Source organism: Pseudomonas sp. zfem003 (assembly GCF_032621675.1).
Lineage (GTDB): Bacteria > Pseudomonadota > Gammaproteobacteria > Pseudomonadales > Pseudomonadaceae > Metapseudomonas > Metapseudomonas otitidis.
Genome location: NZ_JAVYJG010000001.1, coordinates 61,607 through 82,722 on the forward strand (window position 1 = coordinate 61,607; position 21,116 = coordinate 82,722).

The 21,116-nt window shown below is 67.5% G+C and carries 22 protein-coding genes and 1 pseudogene; 14 read left to right on the forward strand and 9 right to left on the reverse strand.

The genetic code is table 11. The features are described 5' to 3' along the window. Window positions 1-30 precede the first annotated feature (30 nt). On the forward strand, window positions 31-699 hold the full coding sequence (locus RTK35_RS00330) for a TetR/AcrR family transcriptional regulator (RefSeq protein WP_142009193.1): 669 nt from the start codon (window positions 31-33) through the stop codon (window positions 697-699). Between the two features lie 24 nt (window positions 700-723). Here the strand turns inward: RTK35_RS00330 and RTK35_RS00335 are convergent, their stop codons facing one another. Continuing rightward, window positions 724-1,836 carry a YheT family hydrolase gene (locus RTK35_RS00335; protein ID WP_316907063.1) on the reverse strand — a complete coding sequence of 371 codons (1,113 nt, stop codon included), beginning with the start codon at window positions 1,834-1,836 and terminating at the stop codon, window positions 724-726. Window positions 1,837-2,130: 294 nt separating this feature from the next. On the opposite strand from RTK35_RS00335, the gene RTK35_RS00340 reads away from it, so the two are divergent. Next, window positions 2,131-2,691, forward strand: a complete 561-nt coding sequence (locus tag RTK35_RS00340) for an AAA family ATPase (RefSeq protein WP_316907064.1) — start codon at window positions 2,131-2,133, stop codon at window positions 2,689-2,691. 28 nt (window positions 2,692-2,719) lie between these two features. Next, window positions 2,720-3,454 (forward strand): metallophosphoesterase, encoded by a 735-nt coding sequence (locus RTK35_RS00345; protein WP_316907065.1) that lies wholly within the window; start codon window positions 2,720-2,722, stop codon window positions 3,452-3,454. A gap of 50 nt (window positions 3,455-3,504) precedes the next feature. Here the strand turns inward: RTK35_RS00345 and RTK35_RS00350 are convergent, their stop codons facing one another. Further along, on the reverse strand, window positions 3,505-5,583 hold the full coding sequence (locus RTK35_RS00350; RefSeq protein ID WP_316907066.1) for a phosphocholine-specific phospholipase C: 2,079 nt from the start codon (window positions 5,581-5,583) through the stop codon (window positions 3,505-3,507). A 587-nt stretch (window positions 5,584-6,170) separates the two neighbouring features. Here RTK35_RS00350 and RTK35_RS00355 point away from each other — a divergent pair. The 7 genes from RTK35_RS00355 to RTK35_RS00385 all read left to right on the forward strand — a co-directional run bounded on the left by RTK35_RS00355 (window position 6,171) and on the right by RTK35_RS00385 (window position 14,242). Next, entirely contained in the window at window positions 6,171-6,422 is a 252-nt protein-coding gene (locus RTK35_RS00355; protein ID WP_236210390.1) for a hypothetical protein, read from the forward strand. Window positions 6,423-6,551: 129 nt separating this feature from the next. Further along, a complete protein-coding gene (locus RTK35_RS00360) occupies window positions 6,552-7,724 on the forward strand; it encodes a hydroxymethylglutaryl-CoA reductase (RefSeq protein WP_213625114.1) in 1,173 nt (390 codons plus the stop codon). Window positions 7,725-7,880: 156 nt separating this feature from the next. Beyond that, window positions 7,881-8,495: a TetR/AcrR family transcriptional regulator gene (locus RTK35_RS00365; RefSeq protein ID WP_316907067.1), complete on the forward strand. Its 615-nt coding sequence runs from the start codon at window positions 7,881-7,883 to the stop codon at window positions 8,493-8,495. A gap of 71 nt (window positions 8,496-8,566) precedes the next feature. After that, window positions 8,567-9,682 carry an efflux RND transporter periplasmic adaptor subunit gene (locus RTK35_RS00370; protein WP_316907068.1) on the forward strand — a complete coding sequence of 372 codons (1,116 nt, stop codon included), beginning with the start codon at window positions 8,567-8,569 and terminating at the stop codon, window positions 9,680-9,682. Continuing rightward, window positions 9,679-12,768 carry an efflux RND transporter permease subunit gene (locus tag RTK35_RS00375; RefSeq protein ID WP_253121445.1) on the forward strand — a complete coding sequence of 1,030 codons (3,090 nt, stop codon included), beginning with the start codon at window positions 9,679-9,681 and terminating at the stop codon, window positions 12,766-12,768. Before RTK35_RS00370 ends, RTK35_RS00375 begins: the two co-directional genes overlap by 4 nt. A gap of 41 nt (window positions 12,769-12,809) precedes the next feature. Next, a complete protein-coding gene (locus tag RTK35_RS00380; protein WP_316907069.1) occupies window positions 12,810-13,616 on the forward strand; it encodes an oxidoreductase in 807 nt (268 codons plus the stop codon). Window positions 13,617-13,696: 80 nt separating this feature from the next. Then, window positions 13,697-14,242: a PaaI family thioesterase gene (locus RTK35_RS00385; protein ID WP_044402943.1), complete on the forward strand. Its 546-nt coding sequence runs from the start codon at window positions 13,697-13,699 to the stop codon at window positions 14,240-14,242. Between the two features lie 62 nt (window positions 14,243-14,304). Here RTK35_RS00385 and RTK35_RS00390 read toward each other — a convergent pair whose 3' ends face one another. Further along, on the reverse strand, window positions 14,305-14,607 hold the full coding sequence (locus RTK35_RS00390; protein WP_316907070.1) for a hypothetical protein: 303 nt from the start codon (window positions 14,605-14,607) through the stop codon (window positions 14,305-14,307). A 136-nt stretch (window positions 14,608-14,743) separates the two neighbouring features. Then, a pseudogene (locus RTK35_RS00395) lies at window positions 14,744-14,890 on the reverse strand (general stress protein); the annotation flags it as partial. A gap of 262 nt (window positions 14,891-15,152) precedes the next feature. Between RTK35_RS00395 and RTK35_RS00400 the strand changes: the two are divergent. After that, entirely contained in the window at window positions 15,153-15,662 is a 510-nt protein-coding gene (locus RTK35_RS00400) for a ferritin-like domain-containing protein (RefSeq protein ID WP_044402951.1), read from the forward strand. 40 nt (window positions 15,663-15,702) lie between these two features. After that, window positions 15,703-16,050, forward strand: coding sequence for a DUF2892 domain-containing protein (locus RTK35_RS00405; protein ID WP_044402953.1), 348 nt, complete (start codon window positions 15,703-15,705; stop codon window positions 16,048-16,050). 35 nt (window positions 16,051-16,085) lie between these two features. Here RTK35_RS00405 and RTK35_RS00410 read toward each other — a convergent pair whose 3' ends face one another. Beyond that, window positions 16,086-17,252, reverse strand: coding sequence for a zinc-dependent alcohol dehydrogenase (locus RTK35_RS00410; RefSeq protein WP_044402956.1), 1,167 nt, complete (start codon window positions 17,250-17,252; stop codon window positions 16,086-16,088). A gap of 406 nt (window positions 17,253-17,658) precedes the next feature. Here RTK35_RS00410 and RTK35_RS00415 point away from each other — a divergent pair, with 406 nt between their 5' ends. Next, entirely contained in the window at window positions 17,659-17,928 is a 270-nt protein-coding gene (locus RTK35_RS00415) for a hypothetical protein (protein ID WP_222902022.1), read from the forward strand. Window positions 17,929-17,982: 54 nt separating this feature from the next. On the opposite strand, the gene RTK35_RS00420 is transcribed toward RTK35_RS00415, so the two are convergent. From RTK35_RS00420 to RTK35_RS00435, 4 genes are all read right to left on the reverse strand, one after another. Beyond that, the gene (locus tag RTK35_RS00420) at window positions 17,983-18,351 is read right to left on the reverse strand and encodes a general stress protein (protein ID WP_044402961.1); all 369 of its coding nucleotides are present in this window, start codon (window positions 18,349-18,351) and stop codon (window positions 17,983-17,985) included. Between the two features lie 200 nt (window positions 18,352-18,551). After that, on the reverse strand, window positions 18,552-19,052 hold the full coding sequence (locus RTK35_RS00425) for a ferritin-like domain-containing protein (protein WP_074971380.1): 501 nt from the start codon (window positions 19,050-19,052) through the stop codon (window positions 18,552-18,554). Window positions 19,053-19,157: 105 nt separating this feature from the next. Continuing rightward, complete coding sequence (locus RTK35_RS00430; RefSeq protein ID WP_044402967.1) at window positions 19,158-19,601, reverse strand: DUF421 domain-containing protein; 444 nt, start codon at window positions 19,599-19,601, stop codon at window positions 19,158-19,160. 10 nt (window positions 19,602-19,611) lie between these two features. Further along, a complete protein-coding gene (locus RTK35_RS00435; protein ID WP_316907071.1) occupies window positions 19,612-20,127 on the reverse strand; it encodes a hypothetical protein in 516 nt (171 codons plus the stop codon). A gap of 149 nt (window positions 20,128-20,276) precedes the next feature. Between RTK35_RS00435 and RTK35_RS00440 the strand changes: the two genes are divergently transcribed. Then, on the forward strand, window positions 20,277-21,107 hold the full coding sequence (locus RTK35_RS00440; RefSeq protein ID WP_316907072.1) for an MBL fold metallo-hydrolase: 831 nt from the start codon (window positions 20,277-20,279) through the stop codon (window positions 21,105-21,107). The last annotated feature ends 9 nt before the right edge of the window (window positions 21,108-21,116 follow it).

Sequence of the window (21,116 nt, forward strand, 5' to 3'; positions counted from 1 at the left end):
ATTTAAACTAAGTCACACAGAGTCGGTTCCATGACAGCTACAGAGCAGCAGCCCGCCGGTCGCGCCTCTCGCCAGGACGGCCAGGCCACACGCCAGCAGATACTCGAGATCGCCGGGCAGGTTTTCGCTGAACGCGGCTTCGCCAATACCACCAGCAAGGAGATCTGCGCCCGCTCCCAGGCCAACGCGGCTGCGGTGAACTACCACTTCGAGGGCAAGGACGGCCTCTACACCGCCGTGCTGCTGGAAGCCCACCAGCGGATCATGAGCCTGGAGACGCTGGAGGCGCTGTCCACCAGCGAACTGTCAGGCCAAGACAAGTTGCGCCGGCTCATCGCCGAACTGCTGGGCAGCCTCGGCAGCCCCCGCCTGGCCTGGCCCGCCAAGGTGCTGGCGCGGGAGCTGCTCTCCCCTTCCCCGCTGCTGCCGGCCGTGCTGAAGATGGAATCCTTCCCCAAGGCCCGCGCCGCCCGCCGCATCATCGGCGAACTGCTGGGCCTGCCGGAGGACGACCCGGCGGTGCTGCGCAGTGCGCTGAACATCTTCTCGCCCTGCCTGTTCCTGCTGATCGCCCACGACACCCTCAGCACCACCGTCCTGCCCGGCCTCGACACCCAGCCGCAACCCCTGCTGGAGCACATGCTCACCTTCGCCCTGGGCGGCCTCGCGGCCATTGGCGAGCCGCACCGCGCAGGTTGAGGCCGACCGGGCGGCTGCCCTGCCCTAGCGCTCTGCAGACGGGCGCTCGTGAACCGCCCGGAGAAACTCGGCCGCCAGGTGATGCGCCCATGAGCGCGCGGTGAACCCGGCGAGGTAGGCGCAGTGGCTGCCCCGCCGGGTTACCGCCAGCACGGTCCTGGGCATGCGTGCCATGGCGTGCTGGTGGTCCCGCACATTGCCCACCACGCACACCGGATCATCCTCGGCGTTGAGCACCAGCAGCGGGATGCTCACCGTCTCCATCACCGTGATCGGGTTGCAGCTCTCCAGGTAGGCCTGCTGGCTGGGGTAGCCCGCGCACTCGTACAGGTGGCGGTGGAATTCATCCAGGCTCTGCGCGCCTTCGAGGGCGGCCAGGCTGGGCAGGTGCGCCAGCGCGTCGCGGTTGGGGGTGACGAACTGGCGAACCAGCTTGCGCGCCATCAGGCGGGTGTAGGGCGCGCGCGAGCGGGCGAAGGCCACGCGGATGTCGTAGCCCGGGCAGTAGGCGAAGGCACCGCGCAACGGCGTCGCCTCGCCCTCCTCGCCCAGGTAGCGGATCAGCAGCCCCGTGCCGGCGGAAATGCCCGCGGCGTAGAGCGGCGAGCGAGGGTAGCGCTCGCCGATCAGGCGCAGCTGTTCGCGCAGGTCCGCCGTGTCGCCCATGGTGTTGAAGCGCGGGCTGGTCAGCGGCAGCCGGCCGTGGCCACGGCGCTCGCAGAACACCACGCGCCAGCCCGTGAGCCGCTGCAGGTCCCGCACGAAGCCGCGCATGCTGTGGGGCGAGCCGGTGATGGTGTGCAGCACCACCAGGGTCGGCACCTCCGCCGGCAGCTCGGCGCCGAGCCAGTGCAGCGCCGTGGTGCCGCCATCGGCCATGCGCAGGGTGTCGACCCGGTCGTAGGCCAGGCGCGGGGCGAAGGCCTTCTTCAGGCCCAGGCCGAGCAGTTGCAGGTGCCCGTTGAACAGCCAGGGCGTCGCCCAGAAGCGCCGGGTGAGGCGCGGCACCTGGGCGATCAGCGCCTGGTTCTCCGGGTTGGCCTGGTAGACCAGCTCCGGCTTGCGCGCCGCCGTGCGCAGGTAGTGGGCGCCGAGCCCGACCGCCAGCACGGGCAAGGCGGTGATCCAGATGGACATCGGAACTCCTCAATCAGAAAGAAACCTGCCCCGGCATGGGCCTATGCCCGCTCAGGTGCGCAGCTGGGCCCGGAGTATCTTGCCGATGGGCTGCTTGAGGCAATTGCATGTGGAAGTCGGTGCCTGCTTTGTCGACGGCCCCCTCAAGGGCCTTCGGTCAACGGTTACAGCTCAAGAGAACGCAAACGCACCAGCCGGCTAGCACGCGCGCGTCCTGCCGGGGCTTTGAAAGGCAGGCCCTGATTGCCCTACCCTTGCCGCCCTGTCGAGGACGTACAGCGAGAAGGAGTCTTGATGCAGCGCGTGATGATCATCGGCCAACCCGGGTCCGGCAAAAGCACCCTGGCCCGCAGGCTGGGTGAACTGACCGGCTTGCCGGTCGTCCACATCGACACCATCCATTGGCAGTCGGGCTGGGTGGAACGCACTCGGGACGAGAAGACCCGCCTATGCCACGAAGTCGAGGCCCGTGAGCGCTGGATCTTCGAAGGCGGCCACTCCGAAACCTGGGGCAACCGGCTCGCCCGGGCCGACCTGCTGGTCTGGATCGACCGCTCGGCGCCGCTCCGTTGCTGGCGCGTACTACTGCGTACCCTGTCCCTGCGGGGCCGCACCCGCCCCGACCTGCCGGAGAATTGCCCGGAGCAACTGGGCAACCTCCCCGAGTTCCTCGGCTTCATGTGGCGCACCCGGCAATCGGCCCGGGCCAAGATGAAACAGCTCGCCGCCACCGCGCCCTCCACCTGCCGCGTCGTGCGTCTGCGCTCCAACCGGGATACCGAGCGTTTCCTGGCGGACATCCAGGCATCCCGGGTCGTCTCAGGCCTGCGCACCGGCGCGCCGCTGAACGACTGAACCCCCTCCCCCAGGCGCCAGTACGACCATGCGTATCCACCTGCTGTCAGACCTGCACAACGAATTCAGTCTCTTCCAGCCCCAGGTGCTGGACGCGGACGTGGTGATCCTCGCCGGTGACATCGACCTCAAGGGCCGTGGCGTGCATTGGGCACGGGAGGTGTTTCCAGGCCAGGTGCTCTACGTACCGGGCAACCACGAGTACTACGGTGGCCACCTGAAGCGGACCCTGGAAAAGATGAAGGCCGCGCAGGACGCGCGCATTCGCGTTCTGGATAGGGACGAGGTGGTGATCGGTGGTACCCGGTTTCTCGGCGCCACCCTCTGGACTGACTACTGCGCAACCGGCAACCCGGCGATAGCCGCCTTCACCGCGCAGAACGGCATGAACGACTTCAAGAAGATCCGCACCGGCGAGTTTCGGCGGATCCGGCCCGCCGACCTCAAGGATGAGTCGGTGCTGGCGCGCAACTGGCTGCGGGAGAAACTCACCACGCCCCATGACGGCCCGACGGTGGTGATCACCCACCACGCCCCGTCCCTGCGCTCACTGGTAGACAACCCCTACGCGGGCGGTCACATGGACGCCGCCTACGCCAACCGGTACGACGACCTGCTGGAGATGGGCGCGGACCTCTGGGTCCACGGCCACTCCCACACCGCGTGCGACTACAGGACGGGCACCACCCGCGTGGTGTGCAACCCGCGCGGGTATCCCGGTGAACTCACCGACTGGTCGCCCGATCTGGTGTTGGATTTGTAAGGCGCTGGTAGCGCCAAGACCCGGCCCGCCCACGCGGGCCGGGCCACGCCTCAGAAGGTCAAGGTACCCAGGCCCATCCCCGGATCACTGAAGCTCGGGCGGCCGTCTTCCAGGTGGCCACTGAAGCGCCGCAGGAAGCCGTCAACGCCCTGTGCGCTGACACTGAAGTCGTACCAGTTGCCGCTGCTGCGCAGCGAGTAGCGCACCTCGCGGCGCTTGCCTGGGGCGACGGTCAGGGTCTGGCTTTCGCCGCGGTAGTAGACGTTGTCCTTCACGGTCATGCGCAGGGGCTTGAGGCCTCGGTTGACCAGTTGCACCACCAGCCTGCCGAACAGTGGGTCGTGGTCGATGCGCACCTCGGGCTGAGGCGCCCTGCGGTCGGCAGCGGCCACGCGCAGGTTGCCACGGAACACCCGCAGGAAGCCGTTGGGGCCGTGCACTTCCAGGTGGTAATCGCCGCTGGCGTCCCCCATGAAGCGGTCATGCAGGCGTCGGTGGGCCCCAACCGTGTAGCGTTTCGGCGCGCGGACGCTGTCCAGCAGGTCATAGACCTGGAACACCGCGCCGGCCTTGCCGGTGTTGGCGAACGTCAGGCTCAGTGCTTCCTCGCGGACGTGGTAGCGCGCGTGCACCGCCAGGTCGTAAGGCAAGGGGCGCGCACGGCGCAGGCCCATCTCCTGCTTGGGCATGGCGGCCACCGCTGGCGGTTTGGGCTTGGGCAGCTTCACCTGGCTGGCGACGATGGCGTCGGCCTGGCTGGTGTCCGGCAACCCCGGGAGTGCCCCGTTGTCGGGGTGGCTGAAGTCGAAGGCCGAGGTCAGGTCGCCACACACTGCACGGCGCCAGGGGCTGATGTTGGGCTCCATCACGCCGAAGCGCTGTTCGAGGAAGCGGATCACCGAGGTGTGGTCGAACACCTGGGAGTTGACCCAGCCGCCCTTGCTCCAGGGCGAAATCACGTACATGGGCACGCGCGGGCCGAGGCCGTAGGGCTGGCTGCGGTAGCGGGTGTCGCCCAGGGTGTGCCATTCGAGGGTGGCGTCGGCGGTGGTCTTGCCGTGCAGCGTGCCGTCGGCGTTCAGGCCCGGCGCGGCAGGGGGCGCCATGTGGTCAAAGAAGCCATCGTTCTCGTCGAACATCACCAGCAGCGCGGTTTTGCTCCACACCTCGGGGTTGGCGGTCAGCGCGTCCAGCACCCAGGCAGTGTATTCGGCGCCCCAGATCGGGCTCGACGGGCCGGGGTGCTCGGAATACTTGGCCGGCGCCACGATCCACGACACCTGCGGCAGCGTATTGGCCAGCACGTCGCGCTTCAGCGCATCCAGCTTCCAGGTGCTCAGGCCGTTGACGATCAGCGGCGAGTCCGGCCCGGCCGCGCGGTACTGGCGGAAGCCGATCAGCGGGTTGTCGGAGAAGTTGTCCGCCATGTCCTGGTACACGCGCCAGCTGATGCCGGCGGCCTGCAGCCGTTCCGGGTAGGTGGTCCAGGTGTAGCCCTCTTCCACCGGGCCTTCGCTGTCGTGGTCGTTGGTGGTCACCGGGCCGCCGTGCTGGCCGAGCGGGTCGTTGGTGCCGGTCCAGAGGAACAGGCGGTTGGGGTTGGTGCCGCCCTGGAACGAGCAGTGGTACGCGTCGCAGACCGTGAAGGCGTTGGCCAGGGCGAACTGGAAGGCGATGTCCTGCTCCTTGTAGTAGCCCAGGGAGCGCTCGGTCTTGGCCGGCAGCCACTTGTCCATGCGCCCCTCGTTCCAGGCCTGCTGGGCGTCGGGCCAGGTGTGCGGGGTGCCGTCCACGCGCTGGGCGCTGGTGGTGCGGGTGTCGAAGTGGTACGGCAGGACCTCGCCCTTGCTGCCCTTCTGGTGCCACACGCGCTGGCCGTCGGGCAGCGGGATCGGCACGCGGTCGCCGAAGCCGCGCACACCCTTGAGGGTGCCGAAGTAGTGGTCGAACGAGCGGTTCTCCTGCATCAGGATCACCACATGCTCGACGTCCTTGAGGTTGCCGTGGCGGCGGTGCGCGGGGATCGCCAGCGCCGCCTGGATGCTGGACGGCAGCAGGCTGCTGGCGACGGTGGCACCGACCGTTCCGGCCGCCAGCTGGATGAAGCTTCTTCTGCTTTTCGAAATCATCGGGGGAACTCACCAGGTCGTATGAGTGGCAAAAGGCTGCTGAGCGCTTCCATGACGCTGGCAGCGAGATGTTCGAACTCAGGCGACGCTAGTAACGGAAAAAGACGCTTTGGTTTCAGCGCGTCTTGCAACACCCATCCATGCCAACCCCATCACGTTTCAACGCCATGTTTTTGGTCTAGGCCAGCTTTTGCTTGACAGGCTCTGCCGACTGAACAGGACCAAGATAGAGCGGTGGCCGAGATCGCCTTGCCAGTACGCACCCTGCAGTTCGGGTGGTACAGACCAACGCCTTCAAAGGTGTCTGTCCTCTCCGGGTGTCGCAGCACATGCAGGGTGAATGACGCTCTTTTCATCCACCCGGCGGGGTGGCTGGCAAGCACGCACGGTGGACCGATGAAGCGCGGTCCACCCTACGCCCGGACAGGCAAAGTAGTGGGGACATCCAACTCCCGGAACGGCGTCTTCTGACCCGGAGAAAAATCACTGTGAGGGGTGTCGCAACGCGGCACAGCCGACGTATCACCGCCGCCACGAGGCGGTATGTTCGGAGCAGTCACAGGCAGGGCTGGCCAGGAGAGGGAAGGATGAAAGAACGGGAACGCTGCCCCAGGTGCTCGGCACTGTTCACGGCCCGCAAGGCGCTGGTTTCCAGCGGTGTGGGCGTCAGCCAGAGCGCATTCGCCTCGCGGATGCAGGTGCGTTGCCCCGAGTGCTGGCACATCTTCACGGCACGCACGCTGCGCCTGTTCGGCTTCCTGCCACCCAACGGCCTGCGCTGGGTGGTGCTGGGCCTGCTGGTGGCGTGCGTGGTGCTGGCGAAGGTATTGCCTCGCTGAGCGTTCAGCAATTGACGCGTTGGATCATCCGATTGGCGTGGTCGGTCATGTCGCCTCCCCTGTCCTTGGGCACACTCGGGGTCACGGATCTTCACCCAGGCTGAACCACTCGACCCGCAGGAGAGCACGATGTCCAGAGGCGCCCCCATTCCCCGCAACCCCGAGAACGACTACACCCGCGAGCAGGCCACCCTGCGCCGTGACTTCATCAAGGAGCAGACCGGTGCCGCACTGGACACGGTCGGCCAGTACGCCATCGACCCGGCCGTCACCCGCGGCAATATCGAGAACTTCATCGGCGTGGTGCAGATGCCCCTGGGGCTGGCCGGCCCGCTGCGCATAGAAGGCGAGCACGCGCGCGGCGATTTCTACATCCCCATGGCCACCACCGAAGGCACGCTGCTGGCCAGCTACAGCCGGGGCATGCGCGCCATCAGTGCCTCCGGCGGGGTGAAGACCACGGTGGTCAAGCACTCCATGCAGCGGGCACCGGTGTTCTTTTTCGAGGATGCGCTGCAGGCCCGCGAGTTCGGTGTCTGGCTGGTGCGCGAGTTCGAGGCGATCAAGGCGGCCAGCGAAACCACCACCCGCAGCGGCAAGCTGTTCGAGATCGAGCAGTACCCGGTGGCCAACATGCTCTACACCCGTTTCTGCTACACCACCGGCGATGCCGCCGGGCAGAACATGACCAGCAAGGCCACCTACGCAGCCTGCGAATGGATCAAGGCCAACCACCCGTTGCAGCCGCGCTACATCCTTTCCGGTGCCATCGACACCGACAAGAAGCACTCGGCCATGAACATGATCCAGACCCGGGGCAAGCGGGTGATCGCCGAGTTCACCCTCAAGCGCGAGGTGGCCCACGAGCTGCTGCGCGTCGACCCCGCCAACCTCTACCGCTACCGACAGATCGCGGCTGTGGGCGCCTTCCAGGCCGGTTCCGCGTACAGCGGCGCGCACTCGGCCAACGGGCTGGCGGCGATGTACATCGCCACCGGGCAGGACGCCGCCAACGTGGCCGAATCCCACGGCGGTATCACCTACGGGCAACTGCTGGAGAACGGCGACTACTACTGGTCGGTGACCCTGCCCGCGGTGATCTGCGCCACCCATGGCGGCGGCACCAACCTGCCGACCCAGCGGGAATGCCTGGAGCTGCTGGGCTGCCACGGAGCCGGCAAGGCGGACAAGCTGGCGGAGATCATCGCAGCCGTGGTGCTGGCCGGCGATGTGTCCCTGACCTCCGCGATCCTGGCCGGCGACTGGGTCAGCAGCCACGAGGCGCTGGGGCGCAACCGCTGAGGGCGTAGGTTGCAGTGGGCCAGGTCATCGCGATTGCCATCAAACCCTGAGCTGTCGGCCAGGCGCACCCACTGGGAACAGCGGCGCTTTGTGTGACCCCGTGACATATTGGTCACTCGTTGTTCCCGGTCCTTTCGCTCTGTAGGCTATGCGCCCATGAATACGACACCCCCCTCCCGAACGGCCCGCGGGCCGGTGGACCATGAGGTCCGTGACCAGATCGTGGCTGCCGCCACCGAACACTTCAGCCTCTACGGCTTCGAGAAGACCACGGTCTCGGACCTGGCCAAGGCCATCGGCTTCTCCAAGGCCTACATCTACAAGTTCTTCGAGTCCAAGCAGGCCATCGGCGAGATGATCTGCTCGAACTGCCTGCGCCAGATCGAGACGGAGGTCCGTGCCGCCGTCGCCGAGGCCGAGCACCCGCCGGAGAAGCTGCGGTGGATGTTCAAGGCCATCGTCGAGTCCGGACTGCGCCTGTTCTTCCAGGACCGCAAGCTCTACGAGATCGCCGCCTCCGCCGCCACGGAACGCTGGCCGGCCGCCCGCGCCTACGAAGGGCGCATCCTCGAGCTGCTCCGGGACATCCTGCAGCAGGGTCGGGAGAGCGGTGACTTCGAACGCAAGACGCCGCTGGACGAGACCGTGAAGGCGATCCACATGGTCCTGCGGCCGTACCTCAACCCGCTGCTGCTCCAGCATGGGCTGGACTACACCGACGAAGCCCCCCTGCTGCTCTCCAGCCTGGTGTTGCGCAGCCTGTCACCCTGAATAGTGACCATTGACTAATTTGGTCACAAGAATCAAAGTGAGGCTCCCTATGACTTCGCAATGGGTGCCTCATGCTTCGGCACAGCTTTTCTTCCCTCCTCCTGGTCGGTGTCGTGCCAATGGCGCTGGTCGCCTGCAGCGAGCCGCAAGCACACGATCCGCGTACTGAAGCGCCGCTGGTCCGCACCGCCTACCCCCAGTCGGCGGACGCAGCGACACGCGCCTTCACCGGTATCGTCGCCGCCCGGGTACAGAGCGACCTGGGCTTCCGCGTCTCCGGCAAGGTACTGGAGCGCCTGGTCGACACCGGCCAGGCCGTTAAGCGCGGCCAGGTGCTGCTGCGCCTCGACCCGGCCGACCTGAAGCTGGCGGCCAACGCCCAGCGTGAAGCCGTTACCGCTGCCCAGGCGCGGGCCAGGCAGGCGCGCGAGGATGAGGCCCGCTACCGCAAGCTGCGAGGAACCGGTGCCGTCTCGGCATCGGCCTACGACCAGTACAAGGCCGCCGCGGACACCGCCCTGGCGCAGCTCAGTGCAGCGCAGGCGCAGGCCGAGGTGGCACGCAACGCCACCCGCTACGCCGAACTGACAGCAGACGCCGATGGCATCGTCATGGAGACGGTCGCCGAGCCCGGCCAGGTGGTGAATGCCGGCCAGGTGGTGGTCCGTGTCGCCCATGCCGGCCCCCGGGAGGCGGTGGTGCAGCTACCGGAAACCTTGCGCCCGGCGGTGGGTTCCACTGCCCAGGCATCACTGTTCGGGAAAGGCGATCTCCGCGTCGCGACCCGCCTGCGCCAGCTCTCCGACGTGGCGGATCGCCTGACGCGCACCTTCGAAGCGCGCTACGTGCTGGAGGGCGAACTGGCCAATGCCCCGCTGGGGACCACCATCACCGTGCAGGTGGCGGATGGGCAGCCCGGCGCGGCCGGCGAACAGCAGATTCCTGTCGGCGCCCTGTACGACGCCGGCAACGGCCCTGGCGTGTGGGTCATCCAGGGTGAGCCGGCGCGTGTGGCCTGGCATCCGGTCGCAGTCCACCACCTGGGCGCCGAGCAGGTGCGCATCGCTGGGAGCCTGCAGCCGGGCGAGCCGATCGTTGCCCTGGGCGCCCATCTGCTGCACGAGGGGCAGCCGGTCCGCACGGCAGATGCCCATGCCGTCGCCGCCGTCGAGGAAGTGCGTCCATGAGCGAGGGCCGCTTCAACCTCTCCGCGCTGGCCGTGCGCGAGCGCGCCGTCACGCTGTTCATGGTCTGCCTGATCTCCCTGGCCGGGATCGTGGCCTTCTTCAAGCTCGGGCGCGCGGAAGACCCGGCTTTCACCGTCAAGGTCATGACCATCGTCACCGCCTGGCCCGGCGCCACCGCCCAGGAGATGCAGGACCAGGTCGCCGAGAAGCTGGAAAAACGCCTCCAGGAACTGCGCTGGTACGACCGTAGCGAGACCTACACCCGCCCCGGTCTGGCGTTCACCACGCTCACGCTGCTGGACACGACGCCGCCAGCGGAGGTGCCGGAGGCGTTCTACCAGGCCCGCAAGAAGATCAGCGACGAAGCCAAGCTGCTGCCGGCGGGGGTGATCGGTCCGCTGGTCAACGACGAGTACTCCGACGTGACCTTCGCCCTGTACGCCCTCAAGGCCAGGGGCGAGCCGCAGCGCCTGCTGGTGCGTGACGCCGAGACCCTGCGTCAGCGGTTGCTGCACGTGCCCGGTGTGAAGAAGGTCAACATCATCGGCGAGCAGGCCGAGCGCATCTACGTCGAGTTCTCCCATGAACGCCTGGCCACCCTTGGCATCGGCCCGCAGGAGGTGTTCGCTGCGCTGAACGGCCAGAATGCGCTGACCCCGGCAGGCTCCGTGGAGACCCGGGGGCCGGAAGTGTTCCTGCGCCTCGACGGCGCCTTCAATGAGCTGCAGAAAATCCGCGACACTCCGGTGATCGCCCAGGGGCGCACCCTCAAGCTGTCCGACGTGGCCACGGTCCGGCGCGGCTATGAAGACCCGGCCACCTTCCTCATCCGCAACGGTGGCGAACCGGCCCTGCTGCTGGGCATCGTCATGCGCGAAGGCTGGAACGGCCTCGACCTGGGCAAGGCACTGAACGACGAAGTGGGCGCCATCAACGCCCAGCTGCCCCTGGGCATGAGCCTGAGCAAGGTCACCGACCAGGCCGTCAACATCAGCGCCTCGGTCGACGAGTTCATGATCAAGTTCTTCGTCGCCCTGCTGGTGGTGATGCTGGTGAGCTTCCTGAGCATGGGTTGGCGCGTGGGCGTGGTGGTGGCGGTCGCCGTACCGCTGACGCTGGCCCTGGTGTTCGTGGTGATGGCCGCCACCGGCAAGAACTTCGACCGCATCACCCTGGGCTCGCTGATCCTCGCCCTGGGCCTGCTGGTGGACGACGCCATCATCGCCATCGAGATGATGGTGGTGAAGATGGAGGAAGGCTACAGCCGCATCCAGGCCTCGGCCTATGCCTGGAGCCACACTGCCGCGCCGATGCTTTCCGGCACCCTGGTCACCGCCGTCGGCTTCATGCCCAACGGTTTTGCCCGCTCCACCGCCGGCGAGTACACCAGCAACATGTTCTGGATCGTGGGGATCGCACTGGTCGCCTCCTGGCTGGTGGCCGTGGTCTTCACGCCCTACTTCGGCGTCAAGCTCCTGCCGGACTTCAAGAAGGTCGAAGGCGGCCACGAAGCCCTCTATGACACCCCTCGCTACAACCGTTTCCGCACGCTGCTCGGCCGCGTCATCGCCGGCAAGTGGCTGGTTGCCGGCTCGGTGGTGGGGTTGTTCGTGATCGCGATCCTCGGCATGGCGCTGGTGAAGAAGCAGTTCTTCCCCATCTCCGACCGCCCGGAAGTGCTGGTGGAGGTGCAGATGCCCTACGGCACCGCCATCGCCCAGACCAGCGCCGCCACGGAAAAGGTCGAGGCCTGGCTGGCCCAGCAGAAGGAGGCGCGCATCGTCACCGCCTATGTCGGCCAGGGCGCCCCGCGCTTCTTCATGGCCATGGGCCCGGAGCTGCCTGACCCGTCCTTCGCCAAGATCGTGATCCGTACCGACAACCAGGACGAACGCGAGGCGCTCAAGCACCGGCTGCGCCAGGCGATAGCCGAGGGCCTGGCCAGCGAGGCACGGGTCCGCGTCACCCAGCTGGTGTTCGGCCCCTACTCCCCCTTCCCGGTGGCCTACCGGGTCAGCGGCCCGGAGCCGGACACCCTGCGGCGGATCGCCGGCGAGGTGCAGGCAGTGATGGACGCCAGCCCGCTGATGCGCACCGTCAACAGCGACTGGGGAACCCGGGTGCCGACCCTGCATTTCACCCTGCAACAGGACCGCCTGCAGGCGGTGGGGCTCACCTCCAGCGCGGTCGCCCAGCAACTGCAGTTCCTGCTCAGCGGTGTACCCGTGACCGCCGTGCGCGAGGACATCCGCACCGTGCAGGTCATGGCCCGCGCCGCCGGGGACATCCGCCTCGACCCGGCCCGGATGCTGGACTTCACCCTGGCCGGGGCCAACGGGCAGCGCATTCCACTGTCGCAGGTGGGCGAGGTGCAGGTGCGCATGGAGGAACCGATCATGCGCTGGCGCGACCGCGTGCCCACCCTCACCGTGCGCGGCGACATCGCCGAAGGGCTGCAGCCACCGGATGTCTCGACCGCCATCAGCAAGCAGCTGCAACCCATCATCGACAGGCTGCCCAGCGGCTACCGCATCGAACAGGCGGGCTCCATCGAGGAGTCGGGCAAGGCCAGCAAGGCCATGCTGCCGCTGTTCCCGATCATGCTGGCGGCCACCCTGGTCATCATCATCCTGCAGGTGCGCTCGATCTCGGCGATGGTGATGGTGTTCCTCACCAGCCCCCTGGGCCTGATCGGCGTGGTGCCCACGTTGCTGCTGTTCCACCAGCCGTTCGGCATCAATGCGCTGGTGGGGTTGATCGCCCTGTCGGGCATCCTCATGCGCAACACGCTCATCCTCATTGGGCAGATCCGCCATAACCAGGACGCGGGCCTGGAGCCTTTCCAGGCCGTGGTGGAGGCCACCGTGCAACGGGCCCGCCCGGTGATCCTCACCGCGCTGGCGGCGATCCTCGCGTTCATCCCCCTGACCCATTCGGTGTTCTGGGGAACCCTCGCCTACACCCTCATCGGCGGCACCCTCGCCGGTACCGTGCTGACCCTGGTGTTCCTGCCGGCCATGTACGCCATCTGGTTCGGCATCCGACCCATTCCCAACCAGGCAACCGCGGAGGTGCAGCCCGCATGAGCCCTGCCCCCGCTGCCTTCAAGCCACCAAGAGGAACCACCATGTCGAACCCTGTCGTCGCTCTTGTCACCGGCGTGTCGTCGGGTATCGGGCGCACCACGGCCGAACAGCTGGCGCAACGTGGGTGCCGCGTGTTCGGCAGCGTGCGCCGCATCGCCAGCGCCCAGCCGATAGCCGGCGTGGAGCTGGTGGAACTGGACGTCCGCGACGAGGCCTCGGTCAACCTCGGGGTCCAGCAGGTCATCGCCCAGGCCGGGCGCATCGATGTGCTGATCAACAACGCCGGCGTGACCCTGCTCGGCGCCACCGAGGAAACGTCGATTGCCGAGGCCCAGGCCCTGCTGGATACCAATGTCCTCGGCATCCTGCGGACCACCCGCGCCGCCCTGCCCCACATGCGTGAACAGGGCGGCGGCCGCATCGTCAATGTCAGCTCGGTGCTGGGCTTCCTGCCGGCGCCCTACATGGCGCTCTACTCGGCCTCCAAGCATGCCGTGGAGGGCCTGTCCGAGACGCTGGACCACGAGGTGCGCCAGTTCGGCATTCGTGTCGCCCTGGTCGAGCCCTCGTTCACCCGCACCCAGCTGGACCTCAATGCACCCCGGGCCGCCCTCACCCTGCCTGCCTACGAACGCGAGCGTGGCCTCGTGTCCCGCAGCATCGAAACGAGCGTACGCAAGGCGCCGCTGCCCGACAGCGTCGCCGCCACCCTGGTCGAGGCCGCACTGGGGCCCTGGAAGATGCGCCACACCCCTCGGGGCGAGGCCTCGTTGCTGCGCACGCTTCGCCGCTTCATGCCTGCCGGGGCGGTGGAGAAAGGCCTGAGGAAGACTTTCGGGCTCGCCTAGGCCGAGCCTGTTCCACACTGAACCCACCCTTGAAACCACCCAACGCACGCCGCCCGGTCCCCGGCGGCAACGGAGGCCACATGGATACACACCCCACGACAGTCAACTGGGCCAGCCAGCAGGCAGAGGCGCTGCAGCGGATGCGCGAAGGCGGCGGCCAGCCGGGCCTTGCCCGACCTGAGCAGCTCGCGGGCAAGAGCGGTCGGCAGATCCTGGAAGGGATGATGTCCGGCGAACTGCCCTACCCGCCGATGAACGACACCATGAACATGACGCTGCTGGAGGTGGGCGACGGGCGTGCGGTGTTCCAGGGCACTCCCCTGGCTGGGCACTACAACCCCCTCGGCACCGTCCATGGCGGCTGGTTCGCCACCCTGCTGGACTCCGCCCTCGGGTGCGCCGTGCAGACCTCGCTTCCAGCCGGGCGCTCCTACACCACCGCCGAGCTGAGCCTCAACATTGTGCGCTCGGCCTCCCACCGGACCGGCCCATTAAGGGCTGTCGGCACGCTGATACACGGTGGACGCCAGGTCGCTACGGCCGAAGCCCGCATCGAGGACGAATCCGGCAAGCTCTACGCCCACGCCACGACCACCTGTTTCGTGTTCGACCTGCCTCCGCAGTGATGGCCGAACGACCGGCCCGATGCCCGCGTGCCGGTCATGGCAACCCCGAACGAGCCAGCCGCTCAGGCCGGTTCGTCTTCAGGCTCCGACGGCACCGGCTCGATGCGCCACGGGGCCTGGGCATCGTCCCGCGTCGCCTGCCAGCCGGGCTCGAGCCCGGCGAGTTCGGCCATGGAGGGATCCAGGTCGAGCACATGGCCAAGGCCGACGATGCACAGGTCTTCCAGGGCCTCGCTCTCGTTGTCGAGGAACTGCCAGCCGTGGTCGTCCTCGTCATGGACGACGTGAAGGATGGGCTTGCGTTTGTCGATCACGCTTTTCGAAACGATGGTCGCGCCGTTCGGCGGTTGGTCGAAGGGCCACATGGGGAGCCTGCCAGCAGAGTGGGAGCGCTGCAGTATGCCTGCCCCGCCACGACCGCACGAGGCGCGCCATCACGAATCCCCGACGTTCTTCCAGGCAAGAAAAAGCCCGCCGAAGCGGGCTTTTCCCTTTTCGCCATCAGCGTCCGCCGCCGTGGCTGTTCTGGCCACCCTTGCGGCCGGCCTCGGAGGCCTTCTCGCGGTCATTGGCGAAGTTGCCACCGCTGTTATGGCCGCCCTTGCGGCCGGCTTCGGAAGCTTTCTCGCGGTCGTTGGCGAAGTTGCCGGGGTTCTTGTTGGTGGTCATGTCTTCATCCTCTCTTGGCAGGCCGACGTTGGCCTCACAGAAGGTACGAACAGCCCCCTTGCGGATCGTTCTGAACGAATCGCGCTTCGCCGCGCTTGCTGCCCGACGAGCGGTCCCTGCTGATGGAGCGCTGATATCAACCACCCCGCATCACCGGGCCCGTGGTCAGGAACCTTGAACCCGTCCCGGCACCTCCGCTCCATACCTTCGTCATCCCGACATCAAGACGGAGACCACCCCGATGGAAAAGACCCGATCCCACCTGCTGGACTGGCTGCGTGATGCGCACGCCATGGAGCAACAGGCCGAGCAGATGCTCAAGGCGCAGTCCTCGCGGCTGGAGCACTACCCCGACCTCAAGGCCCGCATCGACCAGCACCTGGAGGAGACCCTGGGCCAGCAGAAGCTCCTGGAAGAAGCCCTGGCGCGCCTGGACAGCAGCCCGTCCACCCTCAAGGACATCGGCGGCAAGCTCATGGCCTTCGGCCAGGCCGTGGGCGGCATGACCGCCACCGACGAGGTGATCAAGGGCGCGATGGCCGGCTACGTGTTCGAGAACATGGAGATCGCCTCCTACACCGTGCTCATCGCCGCCGCCCAGGCCGCCGGTGACGTCGAGACCCAGCGTGCCTGCGAACGCATCCTGCCCCAGGAGGTGGCCATGGCCGACTGGCTGAGGGAGCACCTGCCGAGCCTCACCGAGGCCTTCCTGGCCCGCTCCGAAGCCCCCGAAACCCCGGCCAAGCGCTGAGCCCGGCTCGCCAACGGCCCACGACACGAGGAGACACGACATGAACCACGAGTACCAGAACGTCCACGGCATCGAACGCGCCCTGTCCCTGGGCACCGGGCTGGTGGCCCTGTGCACCGGCATCCACCGTGGCGGCACTGCCGGCACCCTCAAGGCCCTCACCGGCGCGCTGCTGCTGTGGCGCGGCACCACCGGCCACTGCGCCATGAAGGGCATGGTCACCGACCTGGAAGGCGAGCTGGAGTACCTGCGCCAGCGCATCGCCCGCCTGCGCGAGGCCCTGCCCAAGGTGGACAACGCCCAGGGCAAGGCACGCACGCCGACCGAGGCCAAGGTCGACAACGCCATCGAGGAAACCTTCCCCGCCAGCGACCCGATCTCGCCCTGACCTGCGAGGGCGCCCCACCCGGGGCGCCCCTTCGCCTAGGGGCGGAGGATCACCTTGCGACAGCCCTCCTCCTTCTTCTCGAACAGCCGATAGCCCTCCGCCGCCTCTGCCAGCGCCATGCGGTGGCTGATGATCACCTCCGGTTTCAGCGCGCCGGTCTGGATGTACTCCAGCAACGTGGGCAGCGTCGGGTGCACGTGGGTCTGGCCCATGCGGAAGGTCAGCCCCTTGTCGAAGGCGTCGCCGAACAGGAAGCCGTGCATGAAGCCGGCGTACACCCCGGGCACGCTCACCACCCCGCCCCGGCGCACCGCCGCGATGCACTGGCGCAGCGCGTAGCCGCTGCTGATCTCCAGCTTCAGCGTGGTCAGAATCGTTTCCGTGGTACTGCCCTTGGCCTCGAAGCCCACGGCATCGATCACCGCATCCACCCCCCTGAACCCGGGTGTGTTCTCGATGATGGCCGCCGCCGGGTCGTCGATCCGCTCGAAATCGATGGGGATCACGCCGTAGGTCTGGCGCGCGTACTCCAGGCGGTACGGGTGGTGATCGACCATGAAGATCAGCTCCGCCCCCAGCATCCGCGCGCAGGCGGCGCTCATCAGCCCCACCGGCCCGGCGCCGAAGATCGCCAGGCTGCTGCCAGGGCCGATGCCGGCGTTGACCACCGCCTGGTAGCCGGTGGGCAGGATGTCGCTGAGGAACAGCACCTGCTCGTCGTCCAGCTCGTCCGGCACCTTGAAGGGCCCCACGTTGGCGTGGGGCACCCGTACCAGCTCGGCCTGGCCGCCCGGCACACCCCCGTAGAGGTGGCTGTAGCCGAACAGCGCCGCGCCCGGCGGGATCTGTTTCTTGTTGAGGATGGCGCCGCGCCCGGTGTTGGTGGTCTCGCAGGCCGCATGCAGGTTCAGCTGGCAGAAGAAGCAGCCACCGCAGGCGATCACGAAGGGCACCACCACCCGGTCGCCCGTGCGCACGGCCGTGACCGCCGGGCCCGTCTCCTCGACGATGCCCATGAACTCGTGGCCGAAGATGTCGCCGTGCTTCACCTGGGGGATCTTGCCCCGGTAGAGGTGCAGGTCCGAACCGCAGATGGCGGTGGCGGTGACCCGCAGGATGATGTCGTCGGGCTGCTCGATCACGGGATCGGGCACCCGCTCGACGCGAACGTCGTGGCTGCCGTGGTAGGTCAAGGCCTGCATGGGGATTCTCCTGGTTGGGGGCTACCCCTGTCGGAAAACCCGCCCGGGCGACTGTTCAGGGAATCGGGATGAACGGTCGGAAGTGCCCGGAGAGAGGCCGCCCGGGTCGCCTGCGTCCCGCATGGGGCGCGGCTTTCCGACCGATGGTGTTTCGATACAGGAGTTGTACGGCGAAGGGCCATTGATAGCTAAATGCAACCCCAGGCGCCGTCGAATCTGTACAGCGCTTCGCCTATGCCTTGCTGCGAGCCTGTGCCGCTGGCGACAAGGCCCTGAGCCATCATTTACAGCGCCTGCTCAGCCCCTAGTCTAGGAAGTCCGCACAGTGACCTTTTTGCTCGGAGGCTTCCCTTCCGTTGTTCTTCCGTCGCTGCACATTCGCCGCCACCCTGCACCAGGGGGTCCCATGTTCCTCAGCGAAATCAGTCGACTCTTCGAAATCCACATGCCCGGCTACAGCTGCAAGGCGATCCGCCAGGACGATGGTTCGCTGTCCTGCCAGTTCACCGCCCGCAGCAGCCAGGCCACCATCACCATCACCGGGCTGACCGCCACCGAGGTGTCCACGCCTGAGGCCGTGGCCGACGTGAGCAAGAGCTTGCTGGAAGAAATTGCCTGCGCCACCGGTGACGTCCATTCCCTGCTGCCCCCGCTGGCCTTGCCCGAGCGCTGGTAGCCTTCCGTCCCGAGGCATGCGGGAGCCCGCCGGACGGCGGGCTCCCAGGGAGGGTTACTCCCGGTCCTTGCCGCCGTGGCTGTTCTGACCACCCTTGCGGCCCGCCTCGGAGGCTTTCTCGCGGTCATTGGCGAAGTTGCCACCGCTGTTCTGGCCACCCTTGCGACCGGCTTCGGCCGCGCGCTCCGGGTCATTGGCGAAATTGCCGCCGCTGTTCTGGCCGCCCTTGCGCCCGGCTTCGGCAGCACGCTCGGGATCGTTGGCGAAGTTGCCACCACTCACCTGGCCACCCTTGCGCCCGGCTTCGGCAGCGCGTTCCGGATCATTGGCGAAATTGCCACCGCTGTTGTGACCACCCTTGCGTCCCGCTTCGGAGGCTTTTTCACGGTCGTTGGCAAAGTTGCCCGGGTTATCGTTCGACATGATGAATCTCCTGTGACAGGCAGGCCGGAATTGGCCTTGCAGAGGTTCTGAAACGGGCCGAAAGGAAGTGTTCGATCTTTTTAGGCTTCGCTAAGTCATTGAATGACAAGCGGTTATCGATGATTTCCGGGTGATATCAAGGCTCGCTACGACACCTGTACAACCCCGCTGCCGGCGGCAGCGGGTTGTACAGGCAGGCCTCAGCGGGACTCCATGGTGGCGGCCTGGTTGCCACCCTCCTCGGCGATCTTGCTGAGCTTCTCGTCGGTGCTCTTCTCCTCGGCCAGGGTGTCCTTCAGCGGCCCGATGGCCTCCTTCAGCCCCAGGTGCTTGGCCATGGCGATCAGCGTGCCGTAGCTGGCGATCTCGTAGTGCTCCACCTTCTGCGCGGCACCGATCAGGCCGGCATCCAGCACCGGGCCCTTGTCGATCTCGTCGATGAGCTCCTTGCCCTCTTCCACCAGGCCTTCCATCGCGATGCACTTCACGCGCTTGAGCTTCAGCCCCAAGGCTTCCACCACCTGGTCGATACGCTCGATCTGGCCCTGGGTTTCCTCCAGGTGCGCCTGGAAGGCCTCGACGAGGATCGGGTTGCTGGCCGCACGGGCCATCTTCGGCAGGGCGCGGGTCAGTTGCTTCTCCGCGCTGTAGACGTCGGACAGTTCGTGGATGAACAGGTCTTGAACGGTTTTACGGGCCATGGGTTGCCTCCAGATGGTTTCGAGTCATGGGTCCGGGCCTCTCCAGAGGCCTCGGGAAAGTCGACTCGGGGGGTGGCAACCCGTTCCAGTTTTATCCCCGTGCGGTCACTGCGCGGGAATGATGGAGATCTTCCCGTTGCGCTCGACGATGGCGTAGCGGATCTGTTCCAGTCGCTCCAGGCCGTGCTTCTCGCGGGCGGCTTCGAGGATGTCCGCCTCGCGCAGGCGCGCCGCGTCCAACCGGCTCTTCAGGACCGCGCCGTGCTCCACCACGATCACCGGCGAGCCCTCCAGCCAGAGGTCGAGGCGCGGCCAGCGCCACTGCAGGCGGGTGAGTACCAGGTCGATGCTGATCAGCGTGACGATCACCAGCACCGCATTGGTGACCGAGAAATCGTCCCCCAGCAGCGCCTGCTGGGTGGCCTCGCCGATGATCAGCAGCAGCACGAAGTCGAAGATCGTGATCTCCGACAGGGAACGGCGGCCGGAGAACTTGAAGATCACCAGCAGAGCGAAGTAGATGGCGGCAGCGCGGAATACGGCGTCCATGGCGGGCTCCTCAGGGGTAGATGAACTGGCTGACCGGCACCTGCCGGTCACCCACGCGGACCTGGCTGCGGAACAGCCCCACGCCGTCGGCGCGCAGGGACAGGAACAGCCGCACCCGCCCCTGCTCGTCCGCCGTCACGTCCAGGGCCAGGCCGTTGCCCCCGGCGGTGCGGCTTGCCGCCGGCTGCGGCTGCAGGCCTTCCAGGGTGGAGCCCTCCAGCAGCTCGCCGAGCAGTTCCACCCGGACCTTGGAGCCCACTCCATGCACGTCCACCACCAGGGTGGAGGTGGCCCCGTTGCGCAGGAAACGCTGCCAGCTCACCTGCAAGCGCCCGTCCTCGGAGGCCGCCTCGGCATGGCTCAGCGGGCCCTTGGCGAACAGCCCGGCCACCGTGAGCAGCACCAGCGCCCCCAGTATCCAGACGCCCACCCGCTCCAGCGCCCACTGGCGCCGCTGCACGTGGAGGTTCTCCTGCACCGGGTAGTGGCGCTCCTGTTCATCGGACGGATCGAGGCGGGGCAGCATGACGGCGCTCCTGGGTGATGGGCCTTGCTTCACAGACCCCGCGCCGTGTCGCCCGGTTCGAGTGATCGACGGCACCGCCCGGTCAGGAAACCGGAACCTCCGCCGCCGGCCCCTGCCAACCGCAGACACCCAGGCAACCGGAGACCACCATGCACATCCATCACCTCGACTGCGGCTGCATGTGCCCCCTGGGCGGGGCCCTCTACGACGGGTTCAGCACCGGCCTGCGTGCGCACCTGGTGTGCCACTGCCTGCTGCTGGAGACCGCCCACGACGGCCTGGTACTGGTGGACACCGGCTTCGGCCTGCGCGACATGCGCCAGCGCGGCGCCCGGATCAGCGCCTTCTTCCGCCGGCTCAACAACATCCGCTACGACACCAGCCTCACCGCCGTGGCCCAGGTCCGACGGCTCGGCTACCAGCCCGACGACGTGCGCCACATCGTCCTCACCCACCTGGACTTCGACCACGCCGGCGGCCTGGAGGACTTCCCCCGGGCCACCGTGCACCTGATGGAGCGCGAGCTGAAGAGCGCCGAGGCCAGCACCGGTTTCTTCGGCCGCCGGCGTTTCGTGCCCGAACAGTGGAAGCGCGTGAAGCGCTGGCAGATCTACCGCGAGCAGGGCGAGCAGTGGAACGGCTTCAATGCCGTGCGGACCCTGCGCGGGCTGGAAAGCGAGCCCCTGTGCCTGCTGCCGCTGGCCGGGCACACACTGGGCCATGCCGGGGTTGCGGTGCAGGGGCCCAACGGCTGGCTGCTGCACGCCGGCGACGCCTACTTCCACCGCGCCGAGGTGCGCCACGCCCAGCGGCATTGCCCGCCGGGCCTGCGCTTCTACCAGTGGATGATGGACACCGACGGCAGCGCCCGGCGGCGCAACCAGCAGCGCCTGCGCCACCTCTCCCTCAGCCGCCCGGACATCGAGCTGTTCTGCAGCCACGACGCCCTGGAGCTGAAGCGCCTGAAGCAACCGGCCTGACCCTCGGGC